Raw genomic sequence first — 25,994 nt, forward strand, 5'->3', positions numbered from 1 at the left:
CTGTTGTTAAGAGTCAATGAATTTCAAATCAGTTTTTCGCTGACTTTTGAGCTTTTGGTAAAAGTTCTCGTGAGAATCGAGATGGAGTAAATAGATTTCAAGCTTATTTTCAACCCAAGAGTACCCGAGCAAAGCGAGTTGGTTACATTTGAATGCATTGTGCGACAATTTGTCGCAATATTGAATGGCGGTAATTAATTGCATAGCTGTTTGCATTTATGATGCAGAGCGGTATCGTTTCTTTTGTCTTGAATTCAAAACAGGTTTATTTGTTCTGTGCTCGTTATCTTTACTTCATTGTGTAAATGCGATTGCTTGACCATATCAGCGTTAGCTTTTGTGGCGTAAAATGCCTTATGATACAAACAACATGACAAGTATTTGCGACTATTGGCACAGATACTCCCTATCTCAAAAGAAAACAATCATTATGAACTTTGATATTAATGCACTGAAACACCACCAATTAGTCGAAGATGGGCAACTGGAAGGGTGTTACATTCATCAGCCAGTATCGGGCAGTGAACCCGATGACGCAGGCGTTTTGGCTGAGCGTCAAGCGCTTGAAAATATGAGATATAAAGTGGTGCAGGTACAAGCGAAAGGTGGCACCACAACTTTTGCCGAGGCAATGCAAGATCTCGCGAAGAAGACGGGCCATTTGCCAAAGGAATAAGTGCATGATTACGCTTGTTTTAGGCGGTGCACGCTCTGGTAAATCCAGTTATGCCGAACAAAAGATCTTAGAGCAGTCACCAGCTGATGCGATGCATTATATCGCTACTGCACAAGGCTTAGACGATGAGATGAGTCGTCGAATTGAACACCACAAAGCGCATCGCGACAAAGATTGGGTGGTAGAGGAAATACCGCTTGAGGTAGCACACCGTTTAGATAAAGCCAAATCGGGCGATTGGATATTAGTTGACTGCTTGACACTTTGGCTCACTAACGTGATTGTCAACATTGGTGACGGTGTCACTCCTGTTGAGGCCGATAGTCAAATTCGTCACGCAGTCGAAGAGTTGGTGCTTTCCCTCAAAACAACACAAGCCAACGTGGTATTAGTGTCAAATGAAGTGGGACTGGGAGTTATGCCTCTCGGTGAAATCACGCGTCGTTATGTCGACCATGCGGGTTGGATGAATCAAGCGATTGCCAAGATTGCAGATCATGTGGTGTTTGTCGCTGCTGGCCTACCAGTTGCGCTTAAAGGTGAAGCGTAACTATGGCTAATATCTATCTCATCCGCCATGGTAAGGTTTCTGGTGCGCCAGCGCTTTATGGGCATACAGATGTATCTGTTGAATGCCATACTCAATGTGTGTTGGCTGAAAAGGTAGAAGCAAAATTCTCATTTAGCCATGTTGTGACTTCTCCTCTCATCCGCTGCTCTGAGCTTGCCAAGCAATTAGTCGAGCGCAATTCTGAGCTTTCTTTACACGTAGCGCCTGAGTTTATGGAGATGAACTTTGGCGATCTCGATGGTGTTCCCTTTGAAGAATTAGACCAACTCGGCGATACGCTGGATGCGTTTTCACGTTCACCGATTGATAGTCCATTGCCAAACGGGGAAACTCTGAGTGTTTTCTATGATAGGGTGATTCGCGCATGGCAGCGGTTAGTGCAAAATACACATGAAGATACGTTATTAATCACACACGGTGGTGTGATTAGAGTGATTTTAGCTCACACTCTGAAGATGAACTGGAAAGCGCCCGAGCTATACCAGCGTCTTCAAATTGCAAATGCTAGCGTGACACACCTTGAGACCTTGCCAAAGTTTGATGGGTGGGTAACAGTCAAGAGTATAGGCCTCTCACTCACAGATATTGCGCCAAATATAGGCGATTATCATTGAAAGTTGATGCAGACGTAATCACATAGCTTCAGATTACCGTTTAACGTCACAAAACCAACAAAATCATGGTAAGATGTCGCAAGTTCTTGCTCGATTACGTATATCATTGCGTCCTAATGTTTTCTGATGACGTATTGAAAACATTAGGGAAACGAGTAGAGAATACCAATCAAGAGCAACAATCCAATCCCGTTGGTGCGTAAGGTCAAGGAGTAACGCATGACATCATCACCATTTCAGCAATCCTTCTTAAAAGACACGTTGGATCTGGCTGTACCCATCGACCCCAAAATGTTGGAGTTAGACAATGGTACAACGCTGAAATTATTACAACGTGGTGTCATCGAGTGCATTCCAGCCAATTTTGATCACGAAACCGGTAAGCACATTATTGTATCTACTGGTATTCATGGTGATGAAACCGCGCCGTTGGAACTGATCGATAAAATCGTTGAAGATATTGCGAGCGGCTTCCAAGTCATCAAAGAGCGTACGCTGTTCATTATTGCTCACCCAGAAGCGACGAACTTACACCAGCGTTTTGTCGATGAAAACCTCAATCGACTATTCGATAGCAAAACTCGCCCAGCGACGACGGAAACGCAAATTGCTGACAATCTCAAGAAGGTGCTCACAAGTTTCTACCAGGACACGCCAAAAGACAATCGTTGGCATTTAGATCTGCACTGTGCGATCCGTCTGTCGAAGCATTACTCGTTTGCAGTCAGCCCTAAAACGCGTCACCCGGTTCGTAGCAGAGCGCTGTTCGAGTTTATCGAGTTGTGTCATGTGGAAGCGGTATTGCTTTCTAACGCGCCATCGAGCACATTTAGTTGGTATTCTGCCGAGAAATTTGCCGCTCAAGCGATGACGATTGAGTTAGGGCAGGTGGCAAAAATTGGCGACAACCAACTCGATAAGCTCATGGCCTTTGATATGACGTTACGCGATCTGCTCGCTCGCATCGAGCCAGAGCACCATCCACGCCGTGTTGTTCACTATCGCGTTAGCCGCACAATCGTGCGTATGCATGATGATTTTGATTTTATGTTTGGTGATGATGTAGAAAACTTTACCGAGTTCAAACATGGTGAGGTGTTTGGCCATGACGGGGAGAAACCTTTAATGGCTAAAAATGAAGGGGAAGCGGTGGTCTTCCCAAATCGCAATGTCGCTATTGGTCAACGGGCTGCTTTGATGGTTTGTGCCGTGAGAACCCGTTATGATGCCGATCAATTGGTCTACGATTGATCCTCACCTAGACGAATGAAATTCTTAGAATGGATTTAAACCAAATTATTGCAACAGAGCGCGTACGTTGGAGACGCGCTTTTTTTATTTTTGCCTCACTATTGACGGTCATCTCAGCCTTCTATCTTGCGCTAGGTGAGTTAACCATCTTTCCCTTTTGGCAGTTGAGTGATATTGAACAGCAACTTCTTTTACAACTTAGAATGCCACGTCTCGTCTCTGCACTCACTATCGGTGCATCACTTGCTGTTGCTGGTGCAATATTGCAAACGCTTCTTGCTAATCCCCTAGCAGAACCGGGTATTATTGGGATATCGGGCGGTTCAAGCTTAGGCATGGTGGTAGTCATGTTTGGCTTGCCTTGGTTTGCTACGCCACTCGGCTTTATGGTTGGGGCATTTCTCGGAGCGCTGCTATTTACCCTGTTATTAGTCTTTGTGGCGAGCAAGCTCAAACTAAATACGTCACGCTTGCTCCTTGTCGGTGTGGCTCTAGGTATCTTGTCGAGTGCGGTTGTGACATGGGCGTTCTATTTCAGTGATGACATGAATTTGCGTCAATTGCTTTATTGGCTCATGGGTAACTTGGCAGGCAACCAATGGTATCAACTGTTTGTTGTGATTCTGGTATTGCCAGTTTTAGTCTGGCTTACTTCTCAAGCGTCCAACCTAGATAAGCTAATGCTTGGTGAATCTCATGCGAAACAATTGGGGTTGGACATCACAAAAATGCGCCGCTTGATGATCATTTGTGCCGCTTTGCTGGTGGGCAGTTCTGTAGCGTTAGGCGGGGTGATTGGTTTTGTTGGCTTGATTGTTCCTCACCTGATACGACTCAAATTTGGCTATGACCACCGCTATTTGCTGCCCCTCAGTGCAATGGCTGGGGCAGGGTTAGTCGCATTAGCTGACCTTGTAGCGCGCATGAGTCTTAGCTCTGGAGAGTTGCCCGTTGGTGTGGTGACAACAACGATTGGCGCGCCAATTTTTATTTGGATGTTGGTGAAGAACCATGATTACCGTTAAAGATCTTGCGGTTGAAAGCCGACTTCTGCCGTGTAGCTTCTCTGTCCATAAAGGTGAGGTCCTCCACCTTGTTGGGCCTAATGGCAGTGGCAAAAGTACCTTGATCTCAGCACTGGCAAGCGATATCGCTTATCAGGGAAGCATCCAAATTGATACACAAATATTATCATCAGACTCTATGCAACAGCAGTCTGAATTGAGAAGCTACTTGCCGCAATCTGGTCGGCCAGCGTTTAATGTACCGGTGTTTAAGTATTTACAGGTATCGGTGCCGAAGTGGGTTGAACAAGGCAGCGAAGTATTTAGAGCGACCTTTGAGCGCCTAACTACGCATTTTGATTTGCAAGACAAGTTACGCAAACCTATTGGCCAACTTTCAGGTGGTGAGTGGCAACGGGTGCGTATTGTCGCGACATGCTTACAGGTTTGGCCTGAGTATAACCAACATGCAAAATTTGTTTTGTTTGATGAGCCATCAGCGGCCCTTGATATTAGTTTTGATGGCAAGCTGCATCAGTTGATAACGCAACTCGCACAGATGGGGTTAGCTGTCATTGTAGCTAACCATGATCTTAATCGTAGCTTACGACATGCAGATCGCGTCATGCTAATGAGTCATGGAGTATTAAAGTATTGGGGGGCGGCTGGAGAAACCTTGACGCAAGAGAGAATTGCCGAAGTCTATAAAACGCCCGTTAAGCTGCATGAAATTGACGGACAAGCATTGTTTGTCTTTGAATAGTTTGCGCTAAAGTGGGGCAGGATGCTTGCTTAAGGGGCGGGTTTCAGCGAGCAGAGTTTAGATGTTGATAATAGAATTACCATTATCGTTCTCTTAAGGTGATGATTTTTAATGATTTAAAATATATATCACTCGAAAGTGGTATCTTGGCACGTTGTTAGCAATAGGTAAAGTGATACATTCTCGTTCTTATCTTTATTAAGCTATTTTTGGCAGCGGCCACCATTCCGGTGGCCTCTTTTTTGCCTGTTATTTGGTGAGTGGGACTAGGTCCGCAGCTCGGTAATAGACAGACTTCAGAACTTTACCCTGACGAATAGTTTTCTCAGCTGTTACCACATCCTCGGCACATTTAGCGATGATGTAGTCACCATTGACAACGGCTTGAAGGGCGATGCCTTGTTTGGCGTAGTGTGCTTCGGTGTCAGCGAACTCTTGCTCGTTACGACACACTTTGCTCATGTTGCTTGAATGAACTTCATCCCAGCAAGGCAAGAAATCGATAGATAGGTTTGTTGCCACGTTCAGTAGCAGATCGATCATGTAGTTAATAGAGAGGTTATCTTCAATTTTATCTTGCCCAAGGTGGACTAGTCGGCCCATCAAAACATAGACACTATCGACAATCGCATCAGCTCGCTCTGTTTTATCAGGGGCCTCTGCAAGCTCCGTCAGTTCTTCTATGATCAGAGAGGTGTGTAAGGTATCTGCTTTTTCATCCAGTGTGTTGGGCTGCGCAACCGGTAGATCGAAAGTGGTACGAAACTCAGTAATGTCGCGGTATAGGTGAGCAAAGATTTCAGGCGTCAGTTTTGAAAGATGCATAGTTCTACTGTTGTTGAGTGATTGCTAGAGTGAATCATCATATCAGACACTCTCGTGAGATGTCATCGAGTGACTTGGATCGCGAAGCTTATCAAGGTTTGTTTGCTTGTTAAGCGCTCAACTCTAACTCCCTCGCATAACCTAAGGTTTAGGCTATCAGGGTATTTGTGAATCGATATTATGGTCAGCACTCTGCAGAACATGTGAAAACATCGATCTGCTAAACTCGCTAACATCCATGCTTTACCGACACGTCGGTTGGATAGACGCTCTATCAAAAGGGTAAAGTATGAACATTCGCCATACCATTCTCACCATCGCTATAAGCACTTGTTTCTCCTCTCACGCTCAGCCTACCGATTTCCGACCGGTTATGCTGGCAAAAAGCTATCACTCTTCTGTCGATATTAATCAGTACTGGGTAAGTGAAAAGCTTGACGGGATCCGCGCTTATTGGGACGGCTCGACGCTAAAAACACGCACAGGCCACGTTATTCATGCCCCTGACTGGTTTATTGAACCGTTACCTGTGTTTGCTCTTGAAGGTGAGTTATGGGCTGGACGTGAGCAGTTCCACATAGTACAAACTACCGTTCTTGATGATCAGGCGGATGATGAAGCGTGGCGTCAGATCGGTTTCCATATTTTCGATATGCCCCATGCGGCTGGGAGTTTTCAGAGTCGATATCAAACAATAGAGCAGTGGTTGATCGCACTGGAGAATGAAGGGCGCTATTCTCACCTTCATTTAGTGGAGCAATTCTCGATTGAGTCACACCTTGAACTTGAAGAAAAGCTGTTGGCGCTCAGTGAGCTAGGGGCGGAAGGACTCATGCTTAAATTGATAAATTCGCCTTACATTGAAGGTCGAAGTGAAGCCCTGCTTAAACTGAAAACTTACCAAGACCGAGAGGCGATTGTTTTAGGTTACAAGATGGGTAAGGGGAAGTATCAAGGCCAAGTTGGGGCATTGTTAGTGCGAAACTTAGACGGCGTAGAGTTTTACCTTGGATCAGGGCTGAGTGATGTGCAGCGTGAAACACCCCCCTCTATCGGCACAACCGTCACGTATCGTTTTAATGGCTTAACGCAGTATGGTAAACCCAAATATCCGCGACTATTGCGTGAGCGCCCCGCAGCGTTTTGACAGCGATTGCCATAGCTGCACGTGTTGTAGGTTAGCCTCATGGAACTTCTGGTGGTAGTGCATTAGATCGATAACCTGTGGCATAACATCTTCAGTTAAGAAATCGATATGAAGTGATACTTGATAAAACACTTGATTGAGTTCGGCGCTATATATTTGAATAACATCGATATACTGTTGATTGAGTACGTTGGTTAGATATCGGAATTGGGTATTGTCTCGGTTTTCGCCACAGCTGACGTGCGGAAAGTGTTGCTGTAGATGACGGTTTATATGGTTGAGCATTACCGTGCTGTTGTGTAATGAGAATATCAGCGGTCCAACGATAGGTTGCTTCTCAAGTGTTTCTTGCTCCGGTTGAATCGGCTTAATGGCCTGCCAGCGCTGGTGATGAGTGTCTGCTAGTGTTGTGTTGAAATGCTTCAGAGCAGTAATGGTAGCCGCGCTGTGATGAAAATCAGCTTCTGTTAGCCAATCACTCGCAGACAGCTGAGTTCGCATTGCCTGAGACGTCCAAAGCACATTGGATAAGTACACATCAATGAGTTCGTTTTGCTTTGTGACTAGCGCACTTTGAAGCGCCTGCGCGACATCAATGTCAATACTGTCGTCTTCTATACAGCGTTGTGCCTGCTGAATAAATTGAACTTGATAATCGAACTCACGGAAGGGATCGGCAACTTTACCGAGAATCGAATTTTTGTCCGCGATGAGCTGAAATAAACCGCATTTGCGCAAGGAATAACTATCGAGCAAGCCTATGGTTATCGCGGTGGGGCTGCGCAGCAAGTCTCGAGTATCTTCAAGGGTGACGGCCTCTGTATCGGGCATGTCACCGAGTGAAATATCAAGGACATTACCAAGCCGGGTTGAGTAACGTTCGTACATCGCTTTTTGCTCAGACTCACACCCGAGCAAAAAGCTGATTACAGTTAGTGTTACGATAGCGCGCCAAATTTTCACAGCAGCTCTTTTAATCCTTTGCTTTGTGAGTAGCTTCCCTTATGTTAGGGGTTTCGTTGAATCAACAACTATTTACGACACTAAGTAAAAATAGACCAAATTAGAGCTTGTCAGTCGACCACCAATGTCAGTCAAGCACCGTGATGGTTCGTTGCGCACTATATCGAGTTAAGTCTCAACAAACTTGAGCTGTTCACTCTCAGGTTGTTTATGAATCCAAAACAGTCTAACCCCAAGCATGAACGCAGCGCTTGAAAGCCCGACAATGAATCCAATCCAAAAACCGTAAGAGCCCATCGGTTCGACAATCCAGTCTGTCAAAGCCAAGATGTAACCGATAGGGAAACCAAGTAACCAATAAGCGATAAAGGTGCAGTAGAATATCGCGGTCATGTCTTTATAGCCTCGAAGCGCGCCAGCGGCAATCACTTGGATGGTGTCAGTGACTTGGTAAATAGCGGCGATGATCAATAGCGACATGGCAACATCAATCACTTCTCGGTTATCTGTATATAGACTCGCAATGGACTCTCTGAAAACAACCGTCAGCACAGCGGTGAATACAGCGATAGCCACACCAACAATTATACCGACATGAGAAGCAATTTTCGCACCTTCAACACTGCGTTCACCGAGCTTGTGCCCAACACGAATGCTTACCGCAGCACCAATACTCATCGGCAGCATGAACACGAGTGAAGAGAAGTTCATTGCCACTTGGTGTGATGCGACGACCATCGGGCCGAGTGGAGCAAGAAGTATCGCAACAACTGCAAATAAGGTCACTTCAAAAAACATGGCAGCAGCAACGGGGAAGCCAAGCTTGAATAGGCGTTTAAGCTCTTTAAAATCAGGTCTGTGTAACTGTTCAAATAGGCCAACGCTTGTAAAGCGCTGGGTTGTAAAGACATAACCAAAGAGCATTAGCAGCATCGCCCAATAGACGATGGTCGTGGCCACACCACATCCAACACCACCGAGTGCTGGTGCGCCAAATTTACCGTAAACGAAAATCCAGTTTAACGGGATATTGATCAGCAGGCCGACAAAACCTATCACCATCGCGGGTTTGGTGTACGACATGCCGTCTGTAAAGCTACGCAGCGTTTGAAACAGTAGATAAGCAGGTACGGCAAAAATGATGGCATTCATATAGCCATTGGTTTTCTCAGCCATTAACGGCTCTACATCCATCACATCTAAAATGCTTTGGCTCTGTAAAAGAATCAAAATAATGGGTATCGAGATCAAAAAAGATAAGTATCCACCTTGGTGCACCTCTTTTGCGATCTTATGTCTACGGCTCGAGCCGTTTAGTTGAGCGACAACGGGAACAAGTGCAAGCAGGAGTCCTACCCCAAATAAGATTGAAGGTAACCAAATACTCGCAGCAATGGACACAGCAGCCATGTCCGTCGCACTCACGCCCCCCGCCATCACTGTATCAACAAAACTCATACTGGTTTGTGCGACCGAAGCAACTAAGACAGGAGTGGCTAATTTGATTAGCCGTGAGGCTTCTTCTTTATATCGATGCACAAATTTTCCTTTTTACTTAAAAGGGGTGAAAGGAGAGGGTCTGACACAGAAATCGTAAGACTATTGGCGTGATGATAAAGAAATGTCACACTATCTGCTAGTAAAACTGTCTGCTAGAAAGAAGAAAGGGGCCTTCAATGTTTACCGGTATAGTGTTAGGGATGGCAGAAGTCGTTGCCATTGACAAAAAAGAGAATTTTCAAACTCATACCCTGCGACTGTCAGGCAAGATGGGCGAGAGCCTTGAACTCGGTGCTTCGGTTGCGCATAACGGATGTTGTTTAACAGTAACGGAAATAACCGGTGATTTGGTTAAGTTTGATTTGATGCAAGAGACACTACGAGTCACTAATCTTGGAGAGCTTGAAGTAGGATGTTTGGTCAACATTGAACGAGCTGCTAAGTTTGGTGACGAAATTGGCGGCCATAGTATGTCTGGTCATATCAACGGCATGACACATGTTGTGGCAAGAGAAGAGTCTGAAAATAATGTTACCTTGTGGTTTGAAGTCAGTGAAAGTCATCGAAAATACATTCTAGAAAAGGGTTACGTTGGTCTCGATGGATGTTCGTTAACCATTGGTAGTGTGGAGAATGACCGCTTTTGTGTCCACCTGATTCCAGAAACGTTACAACGTACCTTATTTGGGCGGAAGCAGGTTGGCGATACTGTCAATTTAGAAATTGATCCACAAACACAAGCAATCGTTGATACCGTTGAACGAGTACTAGCGCAACGATCCTGATTTACGGAGTTGAACAAGGATACCGAATAAGGCGACTAAAGCCGCTGATCTATTCTGTCTAAAAAGAGAGGATAGGGGCGGCTTCCGTCTATCTAGAATATTTGCTCGTCATCGGCGTCTGAGAATAGTTCAATGGTGTCATGAACTTCATCCACAACGACACTCATGTGGATAGCATGACAGCATGCTGGACAGTCATCGTAATACTGCTGGCTACCATTGGAGGCATCGATGGTGACATCAATCGAGTGGTTACAGTGCGGACAGTTTACGCGTCTCTCCGTATAAGTTTGCATCATTATCTCCTTACTTCTTATCTGAGATACTCTTCTGCACCGGTGAGTAGAGGGGGAAGTGCAGAAGGTAAGTACTGATGTTCGTGTGCATCAATACTCATACAAATAGTTTAGCGCCATAAGTTGCTTAAGGTGCTAAATTAAGTACAAATTGTGAGATTGATGGGCATTATGATACTTTTGTTACACTGCGTGTTACGTGGGTGACTGTTCCCGCATTATGGTATCGATCAGTCTCTCTGCTTGAGACAGGTATTGGCCGCCAAACAAATTCAAATGGTTAAGTACGTGATAAAGCTGATACACAGGCTTGCGGGATTCATATTGGCTATCTAGTGGCCATTCGTCGTTGTATCCACGATAAAAGTCATGATCAAACGCACCAAACAGCTCAGTCATAGCAATATCACACTCTCTGTCCCCCCAATAGCTTGCAGGATCATAGATAACAGGGCCATGAACGCTTTGACCGACATTGCCGTGCCATAAATCTCCGTGCAATAGAGAAGGGCGCGGAGCGTGATTCAGCAGTAGCTGATGAACTTCTTCAATACACTCCTCAATATCAACGATATGAACACCTTTCTCTTTGAGCAACTGGAGTTGCCAACCGATACGCTGCTCTGAGAAAAAGCGAGACCAGTTTTTCATCCAAGTGTTTGGTTGTAGTGTTTCGCCAATAAAGTTATCTAAATCGTTACCGTACTCTTTTTGATCGCCCCAGCGGTGGAGTTTGGCCAGCTGTTGACCAAATTCATATGACCCCCCTGTGCTGTCTAGAGGTTTGAGTACGAGGAATTCAAGCACTAAAAAGGCATGTTGTTTGCTGTGACCAAAGGTGATGACCTTAGGTGTATTGACCGTGTCGGATTGCTTGAGCAGAGCAAGTTGTTCGGCTTCAATTTGAAAGCGTTCAGAATGACTTTTATCATTCACTTTGACAAAAAAACGTTGCTCACCACTGGTGATAACATAGGCCTGGTTGATATCGCCACCCGTCAGCTTTTCGTGCTCCTCTATGATAAACGGGGTATCGAAGTGCTCAGAAATTGCGTGTTCAATTGCTCGCCACATAGAGGTATCTCCATCACGGTTTACAGAGGATTTCTCCTAAGTGTAGATGAATCCCACATACAAGCTCAGAGAAGTATCACTTTTTGTAAAGAAATCAGTCTGGTAATGGGGAATTGTGAGAATAGTCACCAATATTCACCTTCACCCAGTAAAAAATCCTTAATAAATACAGGTATTAACTTGAAGTGATGATTCGACCTACTTACTATATGAATATCAATATGTGCCGGTGAGGCGGTCTCACTACAAGGTGATCTTTGAGATCATCGATGGTGGCACATAACCACTGAGTATGACGTAGGAGTATAGTGTGGTTGTAGAGACGGATGGTTATCTCGCACTAATTGAACATTTGACGTTTAATCTAGATTTATTCTCAAATAGTACCGATGACACAGGCGCAGAAAGCGTCGAAGATGTCGTGACGGATCTTATTGCAACCAACATCATGGCAATCTTTGAACAAAACCCAGAGCTACATGCAAGCGTTCGGTTTAAGTTGCTCAAGGAAGCGGATTCTGTAGTGGCTGACCTTGGCGAGGTGTTAGCGGGCGTATGGGCAAAGCCTGCAACCAATGAACAAATTGGTTTCCTCGATGAATATGTGGGTTTAGTGAAAAATTTGTTTGACTCAGCAGTCGCGCAATTTGATTAATTTACCTTTATGATGAATTACAATTAAGGCTCCCATTTGGGAGCCTTAATCTTTTTCTTTAGAGCGACTTTATGACCTTGGTTACATCACGTTTCTGAAGTGCCAAAACTTGTCTGCCCAGTAAGGGTTATCGAGACGAGAGATAATAACGCCACGAGAGGTTGAAGCATGCAAAAACTGATTGCCTCCAAGATAGATACCAACGTGGCGTGTTTTGTAACCTGTTTTAAAAAAGACCAAATCACCTTCACTGGCTTGACCATAGGCAATTTTGTTACCAATCTGGCTCTGCTCTTGGGTAGTGCGGGGTAATTTAGCCCTGTACAGCTCTTCAAAAGCGATTTGCACAAAGGCGGAGCAATCGACTCCGCGCTTCGAGTTGCCGCCCAGTTGATAGGGGACGCCGTGCCACTCTTGGTATAGCGCTTGGTAGCTCATGCTCATTGATGTGTTGTGCTGTGTATCTCTAGGTGGTGTACTAGAGCACCCTGAAAGCATAACCAAGGCTGCAATGAGAAAAACCTTATAATTCAATCCCAATATCCTATCCTACTTGTGTTTATTGACAGCTCACTAAAAACGAATCGTTACTAAATAGAAACTGATATTAGACACCACATTTCATACTACCTAGCCCTTTCTAAAGGGTTGAGTCAGCATCTTATCGATTCTTTGCTCTGATGCGCGCCTAAATTTATCTATCCCTATGGTCATATCGTGATGGCCGAGTTTCGGTTGTGAAATGTAACTCTTAAACCAGCGATCCCATATTGATAAAAAGAAACCAAAATTTGAGTCACATTCATGCCTCAAGGTCGAGTGATGAACGCGGTGCATATCTGGTGTGACCACCCAACGACGAAGGGTTTGGTCAACCTTATTAGACAGTCGAGCATTGCTGTGATTAAACATCGCACTGCCATTTAAAATTATTTCAAAGATTAGTACGCCTAGGGCAGGTGCGCCAATCACAACCACTACCACCATCTTAATTAACATCGAGAGTATGATTTCAATCGGATGAAAACGAGCACCTGTAGTGACGTCTATATCCTGATCACTATGGTGCATGCGGTGCAGCTTCCAAAGAATAGGAATTCGGTGAAACAAGCGATGCTGCCAGTAAATAGCGAGATCTAAGATAACTACCGTTGCCATTACTGAAAGCCACATGGGTACGGAGAGCCAATTGAACAGTCCAACGCCCGCATGGCTGGTAGTTACGGCGAGTTCGATAGCAAGAATCGGTAGCGTGAATTTTAGTACTAGACCGTTGAGTGCCACCAAGCCAAGATTATTTAACCAACGATAAGATTTCGACTGGGTTAACGCGCGTCGTTGTGCCAAAATTTCCCATACTGTGCAAAACAACAGTATCCCGATAAAAAATGACAATCTGACTATTTCCGCACTCATGGCACTAACAAACTCCTTCGTTATTTCGTTGCTTCACACCGTTAAGAGAGGTGTGTAAAATGCGCATCCCCTGCCAAGATAACACTGTGTGAGTCATGAGAATACACGCTTTCCACCTTTTACGTGAAGAACGTCTAAAGACGTCAACGAAACCTTTTAATGCCCGAGGCGCTAAAGTGTCTCGTTGTCGCTATTGTCTCGTCGCAGAGAAGAACTGTTTGTGTGAACTTCAGCCAAAGGTCGCTTGTGAGATCGCTGCATTAATCTTGGTCTCGGACAATGAAACATTTAAGCCGAGCAACACCGGGCGATTAATTGCTGATGTGGTGGAAGAAACCCATGTGTTTGCATGGAATAGAACAGAGCCTCAGGCTGAGCTGATAGCGCTTATTAATAATAACGACTATCTACCCTTTGTGGTATTTCCTGATGAGTATGTGGACGAAAAGGCGCGATTGGTCGAGAGCGCTGAGTTACTTCGGTTATCTCATAAAGCCGCAAGGGTTCAAGTAGCCAATGATGAACAGCGATCGCTGCCAACACTATTACCAATCTTTCTTGATGGAAGTTGGCGAGAGGCGAGAAAAATGTTTCGCCGCTCTGACTACCTAACGGGTCTACCGGTACTTTCGATTGAACCACAACAAATATCCGAGTATTTAATGCGTAGCTCTGACAATGAGCAGCATCTGTCGACAGCAGAAGTCGCTTCGCTGGTCTTAGAGCAACTAGAGCAACCCTCTGCAGGGCGAGCACTAAAACTGTGGTTTGAGTGTTTTAGAGAGACTTATATGCTGAGCAAAACGCGTTATAAATCCGACCCAACCAGACCTGCTCTGCAGGCATGGAAAGATTTCATCGGGTTTGAGTCAACCAACTAAATACGAGAATTCACTCCCAGTTTTACAATCTAGGTGATGAAGCTTTATCCAAACGGACCTAAGACGAAAAATAATTCGCCCTTCATCACGGTTTGTAGGCGTAGGTATATGGATAATGGCCTCAGTTAAGAAAATTTGCTGGCGATAATACCCATTTTGCTGGTTTTTTAAGGAGAGAATTCAATGTATTACGGCTTTGATGTAGGCGGAACAAAGATCGAGTTTGGTGCGTTCAACGACCAACTAGAGCGTGTAGCAACTGAACGTGTACCAACACCGACCGATGACTATGAGCTGTTAGTTAACACCATTGCTGGTTTGGTAGAAAAGTATGATGCTGAACTGAGCTGTGAAGGCAAAATCGGTCTTGGCTTGCCAGGTATGGAAGATGCGGACGATGCAACAGTTTTGACCGTCAATGTTCCAGCAGCGAAAGGTAAACCACTACGTGCAGATCTTGAAGCCAAGATTGGTCGCCCTGTGAAGATTGAAAATGATGCCAACTGTTTCGCACTTTCTGAAGCCTGGGATGAAGAGCTACAAGATGCGCCTTCAGTTATGGGATTGATCCTAGGCACTGGCTTTGGTGGTGGTTTGATCTACGACGGTCAAGTTTTCTCTGGTCGCAACAATGTCGCAGGTGAAGTTGGCCATATGCGCCTTCCAATAGATGCATGGTTCCATCTCGGTGACAGCGGTAAAGCGCCTCTGTTAGGTTGTGGTTGTGGTAAACAAGGCTGTCAAGATAGCTACCTATCAGGGCGTGGTTTTGAACTGATTTACACGCACTACTTCGGTGAAGAGAAGAAAGCGATTGATATCATCAAAGCGCGAGAAGCCGGTTGTGAGAAAGCGATTGAACACGTAGAGCGTTTCATGGAGCTGTTAGCCATTTGTTTTGCCAACTTGTTTACAGCCAATGACCCACATGTGGTCGCACTCGGTGGTGGTCTATCTAACTTCGAACTAATTTACGAAGAGATGCCAAAACGTATTCCTAAATACCTGCTTTCTGTCGCGAAGTGTCCGAAAATCGTTAAAGCGAAACACGGTGACTCAGGCGGCGTGCGTGGCGCGGCATTCTTGAACATAAAGTAGCGACGCTCAATTCTCAGTGTTCCTCAATACAAAAGCCCCAAATAGCGCTATTCGGGGCTTTTTTACGTTTTTGTACGCTGAGCGTGTGCGGGCTTAGCCGCGACCTTTCAGCTTTGGCACGCTTATCAGACGGGGCGGCTACTTCTTGCCAACACCACGATTTTCACGTTGCTCGAGGGTGATTTTTCCAAACCCAAGCTTTCGGAAGTGATTATCACGGTAGTTACGAACGGCTTTAGTGTCAGAAATTGCTTCGATTTGTTGTTCCATCTTCAGAAAATCTGAAATATCGATACCTTCAGCTTCGGCTACCGCTTCATGAATGTTACGGTGTTGCTGATATGAGAACGTCAAGCGCTTCTCTTCGTCTTTGTAGGTATAGATAATGGTTCTAGCCATGGTAACTCCTTAAATTCTTGGCCGCTGATTGTGAACGTTAGCGAGCCTATTGTCACGCAAAATTATCCGCTTTTCACCGCGATTTGCGGCGGGTTAATCCCAGCCTTTTTAAACTCATTCATCACTCTTAAGGTGACATCTGTTTCAAACAATTTTTCGTAAGCCGTATCCACAACATAGGCTTTGCAGGTGAGGGTGATGGCGAGGTAGTTATCGGTAATTGTCTGTTTAACCAAAACAACGACAGGTTTAGGTAGATGGATGTAGCGGCTCGAAGAAGCTGCCTCTTGAATCAGATCACGCGCTAAGCTGATGTCTTCATTGAGCCCAATATAGAAGGGGATCACCACTTGCATATCGAGCGCACCATAGTTGCCACTGACGACCACTTCATTGAGAAACTTGTTGTTGGGTATGGTGATGATGTCATCACTTAAAGTTCTCATTCTAATAGAGCGTAAACCAATGGCCAATATATCACCGTAGTTACCTTCAAACGTGACGCGGTCACCAACTTGGAACGGCCGATCGATCATGACCGTCAATCCGGCGATAAATGAGGCGGCTAAATCTTTCAGCGCAAAGCCGACAGAGACCGCGAGTGTACCACCAATGAGCGCTAGAATATGATCATTGATTCGGAAGCTAATCATAAACACCACGAGCGCTGCGGTGAGGTAGATGAAAAATTGCAGGAAGGATTGGATTTTTTGCAGCATCATTCGATACTGCGCAAATTGACTACCAATTGACTCGACAATTGAGTTCATGAATTTGAGCAATAGCCATGTGGCTGCGATAACAAGCACCGAGAACATCACGCCGCTCCAGCGGACCATGGAAGCGAACTGTTCAATATCAGTGATAGGTTTGTCTTCGTTAGCAGTTGCGAAGCAGCTAACGGTAAAGAGAATTAAAACTAGAATACGCGCCATATTACTTCACCAATAAATGTTGACGGTCGAGGACATTGGTAATGTATCTAAACCAGTGATCGGAAATGCGTGCTTGCTGCTCATTGAACTCGATCAGCCCACGGCTTTGGAAAAACCTCAATACGCCAGTCACTTCTACCAAGCTTAACTGAGTGCACTCGGCAACCTCATCTGGCGCAGCGACTTCAAGCTGAACAATCGAGCGTAAGACAGCAAGCATCGGTTTGGGCATCTTCTCTAACTCATCTGAACTTGGCGCTTTAAAGAGCCGAACAACCACTTCATTGTTAGTTTTGTCGCGATGCAGCGAATAGCGCATAAATCGCAGCGCCACGGTAGGGTTGCCATCAGAGTAGTGCCATAAGATTCGGTAGAAACCTTGTTTTGCTCGCTGCTCTTCACTGGTGTCATCCTGCTCCCACTGTTTAGGAACCACGATACCTTCAAAAGAGATGGAGTTGTCATTTGATTGATTGACACGAGTTTCAAGCAGTGTATGGATCTGCTTTTCACTCCATCGAGGCAAGAACGTGACCCAGTCGAAGATTAACCGTTCACCCCGTGCTCTATCGACAAAACGCCAGCTGGCTTTTTCAATCGACAAGAGGAAGCGGTGCTTTCGACCTGTGCTGCGTAATAACTGAGTGAGTTTGATCAGCGATGCAAGCCCACCCACTTTGGGCTTGACTAAACGTTGGGCATTATCCACCACGATCAGAACGGGTGTGTCTCGATGCAATAGATTTTGATAAATCGCTGCTTCGAAATCTTCCGTTGTCTCTAAAAGCTCAAGTTGTTTCGCCAGCTCAGCGAGAAGCTCGCGATAGCCATCATAAGGACAATTAATGTAAACGGGTGTGGCGTTTTTCACTCGGTGCAAGAGTTGTTTTTGTATCGTTGTCGAGCCAATACCGCGCTCGCCACTAATGATGCAAAAGGCAGGCTTGTCTGTAAGCAGGTATTGAGCCAGTTTTTTCAGCTCCTCATTGCCATAATCGATCAACTCACTCTCTTCATTACCAGGGGTGACATAGTTAAACACCTCTTTGCCTTTCAAACGGGCAAAGTTGCTGTCGGTGGACACATCGCCAGATTGCTTTGCGACCTCAACCCGAAACAAATAAGCGAGAACTTGGCTAAACACCGCATAGTTAGAAAGCGATGACACTAACTGGTGTTTAAATCGATGTAAGATGAGCCAACAGATTGCTAAAAAGGTGGCGGGAAAACGCATTAGCCAGTGTTTATATTGAGCTTCTGCCCATAAGATAGCATTGGGTTTCCCACTTAGTGATGCGACGCGTTCAAACACGACATACCGCCAACGATTGAGTGTTAATAGGGTAATGAAACCAAACCAAGCGATAAAGGCATAAACAATCCAATGATAGATAGTGCCTTTACCAAGGGTACGCATTGAGATTTGCAGCACGACACCTGTGATGATGAACGTCCACACATAATAACGGATGGTACTTAAGCGCAACGCTTTAAGTTCCGGGCTCGTGTGCCGGCTGTGCCGATAGGTCACTTCAAGTAACAAACTGACGGCAATTGAGCCTCCCAATATCCACCAAGTAAATATTTCGAGGAACACGAGATGCTGGAGGCTAGGGAGAGCTGAAATGATTCTTAAGGACAGTGTGAGAGCCACCAGCCAAGCCAATGATTTATCAGCCTTAGTGACATACCAAATTGCACGATGGATAACATGCGGGTTCGTTTGGTTATCGAGATAGACTTCGCGATATTTAGTAATGAGCCTTTCACGATTTCTTAGCCACCAAATAAGTACCCAAAATACCAGCAAGACTTTGAGGGCAACCCAAATGATGGGAATAGGGGATATTAACAAATCATTGATAAACGCCTTGAAGCTGCCTAGTTGATAATAGAGCATGAACTCGGCGTTGAGGCGAATCAGGTGAAGCTCACTTTTGACCTGTGTGACACCAATAGGGCCAAAGCCGGTAACCTCATCTCTGACATTTGAGCTGACAATATCGATAAGTTTCTGTTTACTCTGATTAAGGCTTTGTAAATTGTAAAAGCTCTGCCTGGCCTGTTTCCAACTCTCTTCGTCTCTATAGGCGCGATAAGAGTCCAAAGTTTGTTGGAATTGTGCCGCTTCAGTATTAATTTGCTCAAGTGTAGTAATTAAGACTTGCTTTGCGAGAGTGTAGTGACTTCCTTCCATAAAAAGCGGTTCAGGGAAACTGACGACTTGTTGCTCAATATCGACAGCCGCTTTTGAGAGCACTGGCTGCTCTATTTGTTGCAGCCCTAGAGCATGGGCGGTGTGGCTTAACAAAGCAAGCAGTAGAATCCATCCTAATCTCATGCAAACATACATCCATTTTTACTGTGATATCAATGAGTTTAGCAAACAATAAAATGTTCAAAGTCAGTCACGATAAATTTGTGCTGAAATCGACATAAATAACATGTGAGTGATTCTGTAGTTAGGAGTTAGACCAATGTCTAACATAGCGATGGTGGTATTTTACTCACTAAGTGTTAGGCTAAAAGCCACACGGTTGACAGGGATGTAGCATGGAAAAGCCAATCAAAAATATCGTTATTCTTACGGGGGCTGGGATATCTGCGGAGTCAGGTATTCAGACATTTCGCGCTCAAGATGGACTATGGGAGAATCACCGTATCGAAGAAGTTGCGACGCCAGAAGGTTACGAACGTAATCCCGAGTTAGTACAAGAATTTTATAATAAACGTCGTGCCGGTTTAAAGCGCCCAAGTATCAAACCCAATGCTGCACACTTAGCCCTCGGAGAGTTAGCGAGCAAATTCTCAGGTAAGGTAACGGTTGTGACGCAAAACATTGATAATCTGCATGAACGCGGCGGCTCAGAAAATGTCATTCACATGCACGGTGAGTTACTCAGAGCTCGCTGTCCTGAGAGCAATCAGGTGATTGAAATGCATGACGACATAAAAATGGGCGATCACTGCCATTGTTGCCAGCTTCCTAATCAGTTGCGCCCACATGTTGTTTGGTTCGGTGAAATGCCGTTGCAGATGGGGGAGATATACTCTCTGCTTCAAGAGTCTGATCTGTTTATTTCAATAGGGACGTCTGGTGTCGTTTATCCTGCTGCGGGCTTTGTTCATGATGCGCGCATGCATGGTGCTCATACGGTTGAGATAAACCTTGAGCCCAGCGCTGTAGAGAGTGAGTTTGCAGAAAAGCGCTATGGCTTGGCGAGTGTCGAAGTGCCGAAAATCGTCGCTGAGCTTTTACGTGGCGAGTTGTCGATCGCTTCATGATTTTGAGGATGTCTGGTTTGATTCACTGCCTCGTAGCAGGTAGTGTTACCACACGTTTCTAAACACAGTCGCCATATCACCTGTTTTGACTCTGGTGTTAGACATCGAATCTGCCCAGCACACAAATGCCCCTGCTTAATTAGTTCTGTTACTTTCTCTATCGAAAGCTCGATTTGAATAGTGCCTTCCATCTCATTAGCCTCGCTGTATTGGCTTGTCGATAATAAGTATCATTTAGATTAGTGTACTTTGTAAAGCCCGTATACTCAAAATTGATGGAAGACGTCGTTAAACACGATTTAAGGTATATAATCCTATTAACAGGATGTAGGAGGTGAAGATGTTAGTTAATGATAAAGAGAACAGAGAGTACCAGATCACGCTGGAAGGGCCTTATGTCGCACTGGCAAAGTATTCTCTTGATAGTAACGTTATGACCATTCATTCGACACGTGTACCCGATGAAGTTCAAGGGAAGGGGTATGGCAAGGTGATGATGGAAGCGATTCTGCCGGATGTTGAGCAACATGGCTATAAAGTGATACCAGCGTGCAGTTATGTTGCGCATTATATTAACCGTCATCCCCAGTGGCAGCACCTGTTGGCTGAATAGGCTTTTGGGTATTGATATAAAGATTATCGCTCTAACGCTCCTCCCATTTGAGAGGAGCGTTCTTACTCGGACTTAATTGTCGACTTTTAGCCTTTGGAAGTATTCATCATAAAGCACACTAGCTTCACCTACTTCGTCTTGCCAACTTCCACTGTCCATAATGGCTTGCGGAGGAAAGATGTTTTCATCGGAGGTAAAGGAGTCAGGAAGTAGAGGCATTGCGCTTTTAACTGGCGTTGGATAGCCAATCTCTAGTGCAACTTTAGCCGCATTCTCTGGGAGAAGTAGATAGTCAATCATCTTGTGAGCAGCGTCGACGTTCTTAGCGTCAGCTGGAATCGATAAGCTATCCATCCAGAAAATAGCGCCTTTCTCTGGCCATACGATGTCAATCGGTGCGCCTTCTTCGCGAGCCATATAGGCTGAACCATTCCACAGCATACCCAATGACACTTCACCTGCGAGATAAGGGTTGGCTGGGAAGTCAGAGTTAAACACCAGCACGTTTGGTACCAGCTTGCGTAGCTCTTCATAGGCTGCTTTGATTTCATCAGGATTGGTTGTGTTTGGCGAGTATCCAAGTTTCGTCAATGCAATATGGAAAACTTCACGCGAATCATCCATCAGCATCAATTGCCCTTGCCACTGTTCGTCCCAAAGGTCTCCCCATTGAGACAGTTGTGACTTATCAATCATATCAGTATTCACACCGATACCGGTCGCGCCCCAAATGTATGGGATAGAGTAGTCATTCTCTGGGTCAAAGGATTTATAGAGGTAGTTTTCATCCAAGCCGGAAAAGTTCGACAGTTTCGATTTATCGATCTTTCGTAGCATGTTCTCTTTACGCATTTTTGAAACGAAATAGGTCGACGGGACCACTAAATCATAACCGCCGCCTTGCGTTTTCAACTTAGCGTACATGGTCTCATTGGCTTCGTAGGTCGAATAAATGACTTTGATGCCGGTTTCTTTGGTGAAATCATTAAGAACTTCAGCCGGGATGTATTCAGACCAGTTGTAGAAGTACAGTTCTTTGTCTTCGGCTACCGCAGGGTAAGAAAGTAAACATGTGGTTAATGCTGCAAGGGTAAAAATAGGGCGTTTAATCATTACAACTCCATGTAGTAAATGATGAATATATCGAATAAACAAACATATAGAGGATGGTTGCGATTATTGTAGACAAAAAATCACATTGTGAAAACTTTGTTGTAAATCAGTCGGTCTTAGCTGACTAACAATTCACTGCCAAACTAAAAAAAATTACTAGCGGTCTAGTTGAATCCCGTGACGAGTCGTCGCTAGCACATAAAAAAAGCCCCGTGATAACGAGGCTTGCGTGTTAAACAGGCAGCAGGTTATTGACCCGCTTTTAGCTTTAAGAAGTACTCTTCATAACGCGAAGTTTTATCGCCAACCGCAGACTGCCACTCCACGTTATCCAAATCTTCTTGGCTTGGGAACAACGCTTCTAAGTGTTGGAACTTGTCGTTCGATGCTTTTACCGCAGTCAAATAACCCGTATCGCGAGTGATTTGTTCAGCAACGTCTGGACGAAGTAAGAAATCAATCATCTTATGGGCTGCGTCGACATTTTTCGCACCTGAGCTGATCGCAAAGTTATCAACCCAGCCAATGCCACCTTCTTTTGGGTACACCAGTTCAATAGGAAGCCCTTCATTTTGCGCCGCCGCTGCTGATCCATTCCAAAGCATACCAACACCCACTTCACCTGACATATAAGGTGCACCTGGGTTATCTGAATTAAATACTAGAACGTTAGGCATTAGGTGCTGCAGTTGTGCATAGGCTTCGTCAATCTGCGCGTCATCAACAGAGTTGCCTGAATAGCCCAACTTACGTAAAGCAATATGGAATACTTCTCGAGTATCGTCCATTAACATAACTTGACCTTCTAGCTCTGGCTTCCAAAGGTCCGCCCAGCTTTGAAACTCTTCTGGGTCATACATATCGGTATTAACCGCAAGACCCGTGATCGCAACCACGTGTGGAATCGAATACTCGTTGTTTGGATCGTAAGGCTTGTCGAGATAGTTTGTGTCTAGATTTGAAAAGTTCGCTAGTTTTGAGTGATCAATCTTCTGCAGCATTCCTTCGTCGCGCATCTTTGAAACAAAGTAGGTAGAAGGTACTACTAAGTCGTAACCCTGATTGTGGGTTTTTAGCTTGGCATAAAGGGTTTCGTTTGACTCATAGGTTGAGTAAATAACCTTAATACCAGTTTCTTTTGTGAATTGTTCGAGTAGAGAGCTATTGATGTACGGCCCCCAATTCATGAATACCAATTCTTTATCTTGTGCAAATACCGGTTGAGAAAGTAGTGATATTGCACATGCACTACCAGCTAAAAGAGTAGTCCACTTTTTCATTACGTTAGCTCCAAACTAAACGTGGCCATCACCGTCATACAGCTCTGGCAATTAGGCAAGAGGGCACCGCGTCGTCATTTATGCTCGCGAATGCCCGTACTTTTAGTTGATCTTTTGACGGCCTACAACCTGTGAAAGAACAACAAGGATCAGAGATAGCACCAGCATCAGTGTCGCTAACGCGTTCACTTCCGGTGAAATCCCCACTTTTACCATCGAATAGATCTTCAACGGCAAAATTTCATAGGTCGGCCCCGTGACGAACGAGCTGATAATCACGTCATCTAATGAAAGCGTGAAGCTCAAAAGCCAGCCTGCAGCCACAGCGGGTTTCGCCAATGGCAAAATGATCTGTTTGAGTATAGTCCATTCACTCGCGCCGAGATCTTTCGCGGCCTCAAGCATTTTGACATCAAACCCATTCAGTCGGCTGTAGACCGATACCACAACGAAGGGCAAACAGAAGGTGATGTGGGCAATCAACAAGGTAAAGAAACCGAGTTGTGCACCCATAACCAAGAATAGTGCTAGTAGCGAAATCGCCATGACAATATCCGGTGACATCATCACAATAAACAGCATGCCATTCACGGCGCCCTTACCCTTAAAATTGTAGCGATAGAGTGCTACAGCCGTAAGGCTGCCAATAATTGTTGCTGCTGTTGCTGAAAATAGGGCGATGTTTAATGAGTGCCAGGCAGCTTGAATTAAGCTGTCGTTATTCATAAGGGTTTCATACCACTTGGTGGTAAACCCACCCCATTTCATTCCAAATTTGTTAGCGTTAAATGAATTTGCAATTAGCACGATAATTGGCAGATACAAAAACAGGTAAACCAAACTCATGAAAGAGAAGCGAATGGTCGACTTCATTATTCGAGTTCTCCTTTACGGTTGAGCCACTTTCCGGCGCGATAGTAAGCAAACAGCATGACGGCCATTGCCAGTGTTAAGGCGATGCTGGTGGCAGCGCCAAATGGCCAATCTCGAGCATTAAGCACTTGGCTCTTAATTACGTTACCAATGAGTAGGTTCTTAGCCCCGCCTAATAGGTCAGAGATGTAGAACATACCTAGGGCCGGTAACAGAACCAGTAGGCAACCACCAATGATACCGGGCATAGTGAGCGGTAGAATCACCTTGGTAAATGTCTGAAACTTGTTTGCACCGAGATCTTTGGCCGCCTCTAAATAGGTATTGTCGAGCTTCTCGATAGACGAGTAGAGCGGCAAAATCATAAAGGGCAACAAGATATAGACCAGACCAATCATCACGGCTGTTTCTGTGTACATAATGCGCATTGGTTTGTCGATGATCTCTAAATACAGCAGTGATTTATTTAATATCCCTTGTGTACCAAGGACAATTTTCAAGCCGTAAGTACGAATCAATGAGTTGGTCCAAAATGGCACGATCACCAAAAACAGCATAATAGGACGCCAGCGCTCTGGCATCGTTGCGACGATATAGGCGAATGGGTAACCGACAAATAGACAGATTACCGTCGCGACAATCGCCATGTAGAACGAATGCAGCAGGACCTTAGCGTATAGCGGATCAGCTAAACGAATGTAATTGTCTAAAGTAAAAGTAAACTCGATTAGGTCAGATTCATGACGAGTTAGGAAACTCGTTCCAATAATCATCACGTTAGGCACTAGCACAAAGAGTGATAGCCAACCAACAATGACTAAGATAATCGAATTTTGTAGATTAAACTTGCTCGTCATCTCTCAACACCACTTCCCAGCTTTCTACCCAAGTGACAGCGACTTTTTGCCCTAGTGAGTGGTCAACGTCAGGGTCGTCTTCATTGAAAAACTCACTGACCATGACACGTTGTCCAGATTCAAGCTCAACTACAGAGTCGAGTGTCATACCTTTATAGGTACGCTCTGCAACGTAACCCGTAATGCCTTTCTCTACCGACTCTTTGATCTCTTCTAAGCGCAGGTCTTCAGGTCTGAGTAGTACCTGTAGCGTTTCGCCGATTTCAATCTCTTTATCGAAGAAAACAGTACTTGCGACACCTTCAATTTCAGCACTGATGCGCTTGTCATCAAGGCGTGACAGTACTTTGGCTTCAAACACATTTATCTCCCCGATGAAACGAGCGACAAACAGGTTACTAGGCTCTTCATAGATCTCTCGAGGAGACCCGTCCTGTTCGATAACACCATTACGCATCACGATGATGCGATCAGACATTGATAGCGCTTCTTCTTGATCGTGTGTAACAAAGATAAACGTAATGCCTAACTGGCGTTGCAACTGCTTTAACTCTATCTGCATCTGCTTACGAAGTTTGTAGTCTAATGCCGAAAGTGACTCATCAAGCAATAGAACTTTAGGCTTGTTCACTACGGCGCGAGCAATCGCGATACGCTGTTGCTGCCCGCCTGACAGTTGGTGAGGTTTTCGTTGAGCCATATTCTCTAGGCGTACCATACGCAACGCTTCTATGACTCGAGGCTCAATGTCAGAGGCAGGAGTACCTTGCATCTTTAAGCCAAACGCCACGTTGTCAAACACAGTCATGTGTGGGAAGAGTGCATAACTTTGGAACACGGTATTCACCGGGCGTTTTTCCGCAGGCACTTTCGTAATATCAACACCATCCAATGTAAGAGTGCCGAGATCAGCATCTTCAAAGCCGGCGATTAAACGCAAAATGGTGGTTTTACCACAACCTGATGGACCTAATATGGTTAAAAACTCACCATGATTAACATCAAGATCAAAGTTGTTGATGATCGATTTTCCGTCAAAGCTCTTATCGAGTCCTCTAATGGTGATGACGGGTGCCTGATGGATTGCTTTGTTGTTCAAAGTCTGTCGGTCTCCATGCAT

29 protein-coding genes are annotated in these 25,994 nt (G+C 45.0%); 13 read left to right on the plus strand and 16 right to left on the minus strand.

Features of this window, described 5'->3' with window-relative positions; translation table 11 throughout:
* Positions 1–6 precede the first annotated feature (6 nt).
* Positions 7–216 (minus strand): type II toxin-antitoxin system RelE/ParE family toxin, encoded by a 210-nt coding sequence (locus QWZ05_RS19510; protein ID WP_353958910.1) that lies wholly within the window; start codon positions 214–216, stop codon positions 7–9.
* A gap of 214 nt (positions 217–430) precedes the next feature.
* Between QWZ05_RS19510 and QWZ05_RS19515 the strand changes: the two genes are divergently transcribed.
* The 6 genes from QWZ05_RS19515 to QWZ05_RS19540 all read left to right on the plus strand — a co-directional run bounded on the left by QWZ05_RS19515 (position 431) and on the right by QWZ05_RS19540 (position 4,879).
* Complete coding sequence (locus QWZ05_RS19515; RefSeq protein WP_264877430.1) at positions 431–676, plus strand: hypothetical protein; 246 nt, start codon at positions 431–433, stop codon at positions 674–676.
* 4 nt (positions 677–680) lie between these two features.
* A complete protein-coding gene (gene cobU / locus QWZ05_RS19520; protein WP_290300171.1) occupies positions 681–1,226 on the plus strand; it encodes a bifunctional adenosylcobinamide kinase/adenosylcobinamide-phosphate guanylyltransferase in 546 nt (181 codons plus the stop codon).
* A 2-nt stretch (positions 1,227–1,228) separates the two neighbouring features.
* Positions 1,229–1,861: a histidine phosphatase family protein gene (locus QWZ05_RS19525; protein ID WP_290300173.1), complete on the plus strand. Its 633-nt coding sequence runs from the start codon at positions 1,229–1,231 to the stop codon at positions 1,859–1,861.
* 219 nt (positions 1,862–2,080) lie between these two features.
* Complete coding sequence (locus QWZ05_RS19530) at positions 2,081–3,112, plus strand: succinylglutamate desuccinylase (protein ID WP_264877433.1); 1,032 nt, start codon at positions 2,081–2,083, stop codon at positions 3,110–3,112.
* 29 nt (positions 3,113–3,141) lie between these two features.
* Positions 3,142–4,137: a vitamin B12 ABC transporter permease BtuC gene (gene btuC / locus QWZ05_RS19535; RefSeq protein ID WP_290300176.1), complete on the plus strand. Its 996-nt coding sequence runs from the start codon at positions 3,142–3,144 to the stop codon at positions 4,135–4,137.
* Positions 4,124–4,879, plus strand: coding sequence for an ATP-binding cassette domain-containing protein (locus QWZ05_RS19540; RefSeq protein WP_290300178.1), 756 nt, complete (start codon positions 4,124–4,126; stop codon positions 4,877–4,879). Before btuC ends, QWZ05_RS19540 begins: the two co-directional genes overlap by 14 nt.
* A gap of 249 nt (positions 4,880–5,128) precedes the next feature.
* On the opposite strand, the gene QWZ05_RS19545 is transcribed toward QWZ05_RS19540, so the two are convergent.
* Complete coding sequence (locus QWZ05_RS19545) at positions 5,129–5,704, minus strand: nucleoside triphosphate pyrophosphohydrolase family protein (protein ID WP_290300180.1); 576 nt, start codon at positions 5,702–5,704, stop codon at positions 5,129–5,131.
* 289 nt (positions 5,705–5,993) lie between these two features.
* Between QWZ05_RS19545 and QWZ05_RS19550 the strand changes: the two genes are divergently transcribed.
* Positions 5,994–6,851 (plus strand): DNA ligase, encoded by an 858-nt coding sequence (locus QWZ05_RS19550; protein ID WP_290300182.1) that lies wholly within the window; start codon positions 5,994–5,996, stop codon positions 6,849–6,851.
* Here QWZ05_RS19550 and QWZ05_RS19555 read toward each other — a convergent pair.
* Both QWZ05_RS19555 and QWZ05_RS19560 read right to left on the minus strand, forming a co-directional pair.
* On the minus strand, positions 6,822–7,814 hold the full coding sequence (locus tag QWZ05_RS19555; RefSeq protein ID WP_290300184.1) for a DUF3080 family protein: 993 nt from the start codon (positions 7,812–7,814) through the stop codon (positions 6,822–6,824). The genes QWZ05_RS19550 and QWZ05_RS19555 overlap by 30 nt on opposite strands.
* Positions 7,815–7,982: 168 nt before the next feature.
* Positions 7,983–9,353, minus strand: a complete 1,371-nt coding sequence (locus tag QWZ05_RS19560) for an MATE family efflux transporter (RefSeq protein WP_264877439.1) — start codon at positions 9,351–9,353, stop codon at positions 7,983–7,985.
* Between the two features lie 137 nt (positions 9,354–9,490).
* Here QWZ05_RS19560 and QWZ05_RS19565 point away from each other — a divergent pair, with 137 nt between their 5' ends.
* On the plus strand, positions 9,491–10,099 hold the full coding sequence (locus QWZ05_RS19565) for a riboflavin synthase subunit alpha (protein ID WP_290300187.1): 609 nt from the start codon (positions 9,491–9,493) through the stop codon (positions 10,097–10,099).
* 92 nt (positions 10,100–10,191) lie between these two features.
* Here QWZ05_RS19565 and QWZ05_RS19570 read toward each other — a convergent pair whose 3' ends face one another.
* Positions 10,192–10,395 (minus strand): CPXCG motif-containing cysteine-rich protein, encoded by a 204-nt coding sequence (locus tag QWZ05_RS19570; RefSeq protein ID WP_264877441.1) that lies wholly within the window; start codon positions 10,393–10,395, stop codon positions 10,192–10,194.
* 195 nt (positions 10,396–10,590) lie between these two features.
* Positions 10,591–11,469, minus strand: coding sequence for a fructosamine kinase family protein (locus QWZ05_RS19575; protein ID WP_290300190.1), 879 nt, complete (start codon positions 11,467–11,469; stop codon positions 10,591–10,593).
* Between the two features lie 310 nt (positions 11,470–11,779).
* On the opposite strand from QWZ05_RS19575, the gene QWZ05_RS19580 reads away from it, so the two are divergent.
* Positions 11,780–12,124, plus strand: coding sequence for a DUF3802 family protein (locus QWZ05_RS19580; RefSeq protein WP_264877443.1), 345 nt, complete (start codon positions 11,780–11,782; stop codon positions 12,122–12,124).
* Positions 12,125–12,205: 81 nt separating this feature from the next.
* On the opposite strand, the gene QWZ05_RS19585 is transcribed toward QWZ05_RS19580, so the two are convergent.
* Complete coding sequence (locus tag QWZ05_RS19585) at positions 12,206–12,658, minus strand: NlpC/P60 family protein (protein WP_373875569.1); 453 nt, start codon at positions 12,656–12,658, stop codon at positions 12,206–12,208.
* 96 nt (positions 12,659–12,754) lie between these two features.
* Positions 12,755–13,540, minus strand: a complete 786-nt coding sequence (locus tag QWZ05_RS19590) for a sterol desaturase family protein (protein WP_264877444.1) — start codon at positions 13,538–13,540, stop codon at positions 12,755–12,757.
* Between the two features lie 95 nt (positions 13,541–13,635).
* On the opposite strand from QWZ05_RS19590, the gene QWZ05_RS19595 reads away from it, so the two are divergent.
* Both QWZ05_RS19595 and nagK read left to right on the plus strand, forming a co-directional pair.
* Positions 13,636–14,421 (plus strand): tRNA-uridine aminocarboxypropyltransferase, encoded by a 786-nt coding sequence (locus tag QWZ05_RS19595; RefSeq protein ID WP_264877445.1) that lies wholly within the window; start codon positions 13,636–13,638, stop codon positions 14,419–14,421.
* A 183-nt stretch (positions 14,422–14,604) separates the two neighbouring features.
* Positions 14,605–15,519 (plus strand): N-acetylglucosamine kinase, encoded by a 915-nt coding sequence (gene nagK / locus QWZ05_RS19600; RefSeq protein ID WP_290300193.1) that lies wholly within the window; start codon positions 14,605–14,607, stop codon positions 15,517–15,519.
* Between the two features lie 138 nt (positions 15,520–15,657).
* On the opposite strand, the gene QWZ05_RS19605 is transcribed toward nagK, so the two are convergent.
* The 3 genes from QWZ05_RS19605 to QWZ05_RS19615 form a co-directional block, all read right to left on the minus strand.
* Positions 15,658–15,918, minus strand: coding sequence for a DUF2960 domain-containing protein (locus tag QWZ05_RS19605; RefSeq protein WP_264877447.1), 261 nt, complete (start codon positions 15,916–15,918; stop codon positions 15,658–15,660).
* Positions 15,919–15,980: 62 nt separating this feature from the next.
* On the minus strand, positions 15,981–16,853 hold the full coding sequence (locus QWZ05_RS19610) for a mechanosensitive ion channel family protein (protein WP_290300195.1): 873 nt from the start codon (positions 16,851–16,853) through the stop codon (positions 15,981–15,983).
* 1 nt (position 16,854) lies between these two features.
* Positions 16,855–19,194 (minus strand): AAA family ATPase, encoded by a 2,340-nt coding sequence (locus QWZ05_RS19615; RefSeq protein ID WP_290300196.1) that lies wholly within the window; start codon positions 19,192–19,194, stop codon positions 16,855–16,857.
* A gap of 212 nt (positions 19,195–19,406) precedes the next feature.
* On the opposite strand from QWZ05_RS19615, the gene cobB reads away from it, so the two are divergent.
* Both cobB and QWZ05_RS19625 read left to right on the plus strand, forming a co-directional pair.
* Positions 19,407–20,138 carry a Sir2 family NAD+-dependent deacetylase gene (cobB, locus tag QWZ05_RS19620; RefSeq protein WP_264877450.1) on the plus strand — a complete coding sequence of 244 codons (732 nt, stop codon included), beginning with the start codon at positions 19,407–19,409 and terminating at the stop codon, positions 20,136–20,138.
* 340 nt (positions 20,139–20,478) lie between these two features.
* Entirely contained in the window at positions 20,479–20,751 is a 273-nt protein-coding gene (locus QWZ05_RS19625) for a GNAT family N-acetyltransferase (RefSeq protein ID WP_290300198.1), read from the plus strand.
* A 72-nt stretch (positions 20,752–20,823) separates the two neighbouring features.
* Here QWZ05_RS19625 and QWZ05_RS19630 read toward each other — a convergent pair whose 3' ends face one another.
* From QWZ05_RS19630 to potA, 5 genes are all read right to left on the minus strand, one after another.
* A complete protein-coding gene (locus tag QWZ05_RS19630) occupies positions 20,824–21,864 on the minus strand; it encodes an extracellular solute-binding protein (protein ID WP_264877452.1) in 1,041 nt (346 codons plus the stop codon).
* A gap of 248 nt (positions 21,865–22,112) precedes the next feature.
* The gene (locus QWZ05_RS19635; protein ID WP_264877453.1) at positions 22,113–23,144 is read right to left on the minus strand and encodes an extracellular solute-binding protein; all 1,032 of its coding nucleotides are present in this window, start codon (positions 23,142–23,144) and stop codon (positions 22,113–22,115) included.
* Positions 23,145–23,246: 102 nt separating this feature from the next.
* On the minus strand, positions 23,247–24,017 hold the full coding sequence (gene potC, locus QWZ05_RS19640; protein WP_264877454.1) for a spermidine/putrescine ABC transporter permease PotC: 771 nt from the start codon (positions 24,015–24,017) through the stop codon (positions 23,247–23,249).
* Positions 24,017–24,874, minus strand: a complete 858-nt coding sequence (gene potB, locus QWZ05_RS19645; RefSeq protein ID WP_264877455.1) for a spermidine/putrescine ABC transporter permease PotB — start codon at positions 24,872–24,874, stop codon at positions 24,017–24,019. Before potB ends, potC begins: the two co-directional genes overlap by 1 nt.
* The gene (potA, locus tag QWZ05_RS19650; RefSeq protein ID WP_264877456.1) at positions 24,858–25,994 is read right to left on the minus strand and encodes a spermidine/putrescine ABC transporter ATP-binding protein PotA; all 1,137 of its coding nucleotides are present in this window, start codon (positions 25,992–25,994) and stop codon (positions 24,858–24,860) included. The genes potB and potA overlap by 17 nt, the downstream gene beginning before the upstream one ends.

Origin of the sequence: Vibrio agarivorans (assembly GCF_030409635.1) — a bacterium.
GTDB classification, from domain to species: Bacteria; Pseudomonadota; Gammaproteobacteria; order Enterobacterales; family Vibrionaceae; genus Vibrio; species Vibrio agarivorans.